Annotated in this window: 3 protein-coding genes and 2 pseudogenes; 1 reads left to right on the forward strand and 4 read right to left on the reverse strand. The window is 75.3% G+C overall.

Annotated elements, in window-relative coordinates:
• Both C1A33_RS36820 and C1A33_RS19955 read right to left on the reverse strand, forming a co-directional pair.
• Positions 1 to 308: pseudogene (locus tag C1A33_RS36820) on the reverse strand (rhomboid family intramembrane serine protease); the annotation flags it as partial.
• Positions 309 to 348: 40 nt separating this feature from the next.
• Complete coding sequence (locus tag C1A33_RS19955) at positions 349 to 876, reverse strand: peptidylprolyl isomerase (RefSeq protein ID WP_101832960.1); 528 nt, start codon at positions 874 to 876, stop codon at positions 349 to 351.
• A gap of 324 nt (positions 877 to 1,200) precedes the next feature.
• Here C1A33_RS19955 and C1A33_RS19960 point away from each other — a divergent pair, with 324 nt between their 5' ends.
• Positions 1,201 to 2,022, forward strand: a complete 822-nt coding sequence (locus C1A33_RS19960) for an SPFH domain-containing protein (RefSeq protein WP_101832961.1) — start codon at positions 1,201 to 1,203, stop codon at positions 2,020 to 2,022.
• A gap of 96 nt (positions 2,023 to 2,118) precedes the next feature.
• Here C1A33_RS19960 and C1A33_RS19965 read toward each other — a convergent pair whose 3' ends face one another.
• Positions 2,119 to 3,909: an FAD-dependent oxidoreductase gene (locus C1A33_RS19965; RefSeq protein WP_101832962.1), complete on the reverse strand. Its 1,791-nt coding sequence runs from the start codon at positions 3,907 to 3,909 to the stop codon at positions 2,119 to 2,121.
• 163 nt (positions 3,910 to 4,072) lie between these two features.
• Positions 4,073 to 4,936, reverse strand: a pseudogene (locus C1A33_RS19970) (hypothetical protein); the annotation flags it as partial.

The raw sequence follows: 4,936 nt of genomic DNA on the forward strand, positions 1-4,936 counted from the left end.
GCCGCCGGGCGCATGCAGTCCGGGCAGATCGGGCGGCCGCAGCGCTGGCAGGAGACGTAGGTCTCCCGGTCCGGATGCCGGTAGCAGTGCGGGATCGCCGGCGCCCCAGGCGGCGGGCCACCCGCCCACGGACCGCCGCCGCCGGGCGGGAACCCACCGGGCGGCGGGCCGCCGACGGGCGGCTGACCCTCCCCCGCCGCGGGCGGCGGGACCCAGCCGGACTGGCCGGGGGGCGGGCCGACGCTGGGGCGCCAGCCCGTCCCCGCCGGGCCCGGCTCGCCGGCCGGTCCCGGCGGCACTGTGCTCATGCTCCTGGCTTCCCGCGCGACGTCTCGCCCGGCCGGGCGCTCAGGCCTGCTGACGGTCGATGATGATCTCCTGGATCACCACGTCCGTCTGCGGCCGGTCCCCGGCGGCGGTCGGCGCCTTCGCGATCGCGTCCACGACGTCGGTCCCCTCGACCACCTCACCGAAGATGGTGTGCTTGTGGTTGAGCCAGGTCGTGGGCTCGACGGTGACGAAGAACTGCGAGCCGTTCGTGCCCGGCCCGGAGTTCGCCATCGCCAGCAGGTAGGGCTTGCTGAACGTCAGGTCGGGGTGGAACTCATCCGCGAACCGGTAGCCCGGGCCGCCGCGGCCGGAACCCAGCGGGTCGCCGCCCTGGATCATGAAGCCCGGGATGACGCGGTGGAAGATCGTCCCGCTGTAGAGCGGGGTGCCGGTCTTCTTCTGGCCCGACGCCGGGTCCGTCCACTCCTGCGTCCCGGTGGCGAGCCCGACGAAGTTGCGGACCGTCTTGGGAGCGTGGTCGGGGAACAGGCGGATCCGGATGTCCCCCTGAGTCGTCCGCAGCGTCGCGTACAGCTCCTCGGCCATGAGGCTCTCTTCTCTTCAGGTCTGGGTGGATGTCAGGTCTTCACGGCACCGGGGCCGGCCCCGATCGTATGCGCCGACCGGGCCGGACGTTCCGGGAAGCTCCGATCCGCACCACCCAGCGTGACGCCGACAGCGCAGCTCAGGCATGTCAGGCAGGTCGGCGTGACACGCCTGCGGGCGTTCGCGCGTTGGAGAGTCCCGGTCTCGGGGTACGGCACACTGCACAGATCTTGACCGTCCGACGACTCTCGCCCGCCCGACGGCCCACGACACGGATCGGCCCCAGGGAAGCAGGCAAGCGCCAGGGAAGCAGGGAAGGACGCCATGAGCAGCACCACACTGAAGGACCACATCGCGCATGTCACCGACACCACGCCGGTCACCGGACTGTCGGACGCCGCCCGGCATGCCGCCGACCGGGCCGGCACGGCCGCCCACCGGGCGGCGAGCATCGCCGGTGACACGGCGGGCACCGCCGCGTCGGCCACCCGGGACGCGGGGGTCTCCGTCGCGCACCGGATCTCCGACGCGTCCAGCGCCGCCTCGCGCGGTGGCGCGTCGGCGCAGCGCGCGGCGAGCAGGGCCGCCGGGAAGGCGGCGGGCTCCGCCGTCGTCGTGTCCGGACGGGCGGGCCGCCGGGTCGAGAAGGCCCGGTCGCGGGCCGAGCTGTACGCCGAGCGCGCGCACGCCGCCGCGGAGCTGCGGGCCGAGCGACAGCGCTCGCGGCGCGCCATCACGCAGGAGTCGAAGGCCCGCGCCGAGGCGGACCGGGCCCAGCAGATCCTGGAGAAGCGGCTGGCCAAGGCCCAGACCAAGCTCGCCCGGGTGCACCGCCACCGCCGGCGCGGCCTGCTCGCTCTGCTCGTGCTGGGAGCGGGTGCGGCAGGCACCGTCGCGGCGCGGCGCTACCTATCCCAGCAGGACTCCAGCACGTCCCAGCAGGACTCCAGCGCGCCGACCACCGCGACGCCCGGCTCCGCCGGCGACACCGGCCCGGCGTCCACCACCGGCGGCGCGGGGACCGCGAGTGGCACCGCGGCGCTGGGCGCGGACGGCTTCGACGAGCGCCTGCGCACCTCCACGAGCGACTTCGAGGAGCTGCCCGGCGTCGACACGACGCTCGGCGAGCCCAGCCACCCCCGCTGACCGCCCCCACGCCGAAAGCTGGCCGCGCCGCGCCCTCGTCAGCCAGCCCTCGGCACGCTCGGCGTCCAGGCCCGGGTCTCCGTGGAGGCCCGGGCCTCAGCGATGCGGCGGCACGGCAGCGGCGGTGGTGGTGGCAGTGGCAGTGGCCGCGGCGGTGGTGGCGGCGGTGGCGGCGGACAGCCGGTACGCGCCGGGGGCGTCCGCCGGCACGGCCGGGCGCGCCGGCGGGCACGGGTCGAGCCGGCGGTAGGGCGCGCCCAGCGGCGGGCGCGGGTCCGGCTCCCCCCTGTTCGGCCAGAACGCCATGGCCCGTTCCGCCTGCGCGGTGATGGTCAGCGACGGATTGGCCCCGAGGTTCGCGGAGACGGCCGCGCCGTCGGCGACGTGCAGCCCCTCGTATCCGTGGACCCGCTGGTAGGCGTCGATCACGCCGGTGGCGGGGTCGGCCCCGATGGGGGCGCCGCCGAGGATGTGCGCGGTCATCGGGATGTCGGCGATCTCGCTGATGGAGCCACCGGGATAGCCCCCGAGGCGGGCCGCGAGCCGGCGGGCGGCGGCGTTGCCCTCGGGGATCCAGGACGGGTTCGGGTCGCCGTGGCCCTGGCGGCTGGTGAGCCAGCGCAGCCCGAACGGCCCGCGACGCAGCGAGACGGTCAGCGAGTTGTCCCGGGACTGCATCACCAGCATGATCATCGTCCGCTCGGACCAGCGCCAGGGCAGCGCCAGCGCCAGCGCGCGGTGCGGGTGGACGACCACCTCCCGCAGGTACTTCACCCAGCGCGGCCGGGACCCGCCGCCGTCCGTCATCGCCGCGCTGACCAGGGCCATCAGGTTGCTGCCCCGGCCGTAGCGGACGGGTTCCACGTGGGTGTGGCCGTTCGGGTAGAACGACGACGTGATCGCCACCCCGCGTGAGAACCGGCGGTCCGGGCGGTAGCGGGTCGCGCCGAGGATCGACTCCGAGTTCGTGCGGGTGAGCTCGCCGAGCCGGGCGGACAGCGCCGGCAGGTCGCCGCGTTCCCGGCCGGCGAGCAGCAGCCGCTGGGTGCCGAGCGTGCCGGCGGCGAGCACCACCTGCGGCGCCGTCAGCGTCCGGCAACGCCCGTGGCGCCGCCAACTCCCGGTGGGGACGATGTCAACCTCGTAACCGCCGGCCGGGCGTGGGCGCAGCGCGGTCACGGTGGTGTCCGGGACGACCCGCGCGCCGGCCCGTTCGGCCAGCCACAGGTAGTTGCGGTCAAGCGTGTTCTTGGCCTCGCGGCGGCAGCCGGTCATGCACTCGCCGCACTCGACGCAGCCGACCCGGCTCGGCCCGGCGCCGCCGAAGTACGGGTCGGGGACCCGCACACCGGGCTCCTGCCGGCCGTCGCGCCCGAAGAACACCCCGACCCGGGCCGGCGCGTACGTCCCGCCGACGCCGATGTCCTCGGCCACCCCGCGGAACACCTCGTCGGCGTACGTGGTCGTCGGGTTCGGGGTGACGCCGAGCATCCGTTCCGCCTGGTCGAAGAACGGGGCCAGTTCCGCCCGCCAGTCGGTGATGTTCCGCCACTGCGGGTCCGCGTAGAACGCGTCGAGCGGGCGGTACAGCGTGTTCGCGTAGACCACCGAGCCGCCGCCGACCGCCGCCCCGGACAGCACCAGCACCCGCCCCAGCCAGGTGATCTTCTGGATGCCGCGGCAGCCGAGCCACGGCAGCCACAGATAGCGCCGCAGATGCCAGTTGTTGCGCGGCAGGGAACTCGGGCTGAACCGGCGGCCCGCCTCGAGGACGAGCACGCGGTAGCCCTTCTCCGCCAGCCGCAGCGCGCTCACGCTGCCACCGAAGCCGCTGCCGATGACGATCACATCGGCGTCGTGACCGTCCTCGCGTGCACCCTCAGCCATGCCGCCACCTGCCGCAGTCGACGCTGCTTACCCATGATGGGCTTACCCATGATGGGCCCTGCGTCCGGCGACGCAACATCTCGGCGCCCGCCTGCCGGGGCCGACGACCCCCGATCCGCCGGGGCCGTGGCCCTGGCGCGCGTCGGCCGGGCGGCGGGCTGCCTCAGGCGGCGCCGTCCGCGGCCCGCTCGCGCGCCCGGGCCTCGCGGGCGGCCTGGGCGGCCCGCTCGATCGCCTCCAGCGGAGGCCGGGGAATCTCCACCGGCCGGGGGTCCGACATGTCCATGTCCGCCGCTCGCGTCGCCTGGCCCGAGCCGGTGGCCGGCTTGCTCCCGCCGCCGGCGCCGGTCGACCTGCCCGCGCCGGGACGGGCGAACCGCCGGGTGCCCGGCGCCGGGCGCGCACCGAGCTTCTCCCCGCGCTGCTCCAGACAGGAGCGGCACTCGCACTCGGCCGACGAGCGGGGAAGCCGGTCGAGCCGCCAGGACAGGTTGTCGATCTCGTCGCCGTCACCGACGAGCACGCCGGTGCTGATGATGTGGACGAGGTGCAGCGCCAGGGTGACCGGATCCCAGTTGTCCTCGTCGAAGATGACCTGGAGCTTCCCGAAGATCTCGAGATAGTCCGAGGTGGGCCGGCGCATGGCGTTCGCCAGCACGTTGATGACCTGCGTGGCCGCGAGCGTCATCGGCTTTGGCGGCGGCGGGGGCAGCGGCACGGTCGGCGCCGTCGGGTCGTCGACCTCCTCGTCCCGCTCCCCGGCGGCACGCGGCTCAGCGGCCTGCGGCTCAGCGGCCTGCGGCTCAGCGGCCTGCGGCTCAGCGGCCTGCTGGTCGGTGATGTGCGGTTGCGCGGCAGACGGCTGTGCGGGGCGCGGGTCGGCGGCGCGGTCACCAGCGCGCGACTCGTCGGCAGCGCCGGACCAGGTGGAGCCGGACCAGGTGGAGCCGTGTGCGTCCGCCCCGCTCCCCGTGGCAGCAGGCGTCGGCGCGGCGGGCACTCCCGATGTGGCGGGCGAGGCGGGGGC

Origin of the sequence: Frankia canadensis (genome assembly GCF_900197875.1) — a bacterium.
In the GTDB taxonomy this organism is placed as follows: Bacteria; Actinomycetota; Actinomycetes; order Frankiales; family Frankiaceae; genus Frankia; species Frankia canadensis.

Coding starts and splice junctions, on each gene's coding strand:
- C1A33_RS19955 (WP_101832960.1), bottom strand. CDS start 876: ATGGCCGAGGAGCTGTACGCGACGCTGCGGACGACTCAGGGGGACATC.
- C1A33_RS19965 (WP_101832962.1), bottom strand. CDS start 3,909: ATGGCTGAGGGTGCACGCGAGGACGGTCACGACGCCGATGTGATCGTC.
- C1A33_RS19960 (WP_101832961.1), top strand. CDS start 1,201: ATGAGCAGCACCACACTGAAGGACCACATCGCGCATGTCACCGACACC.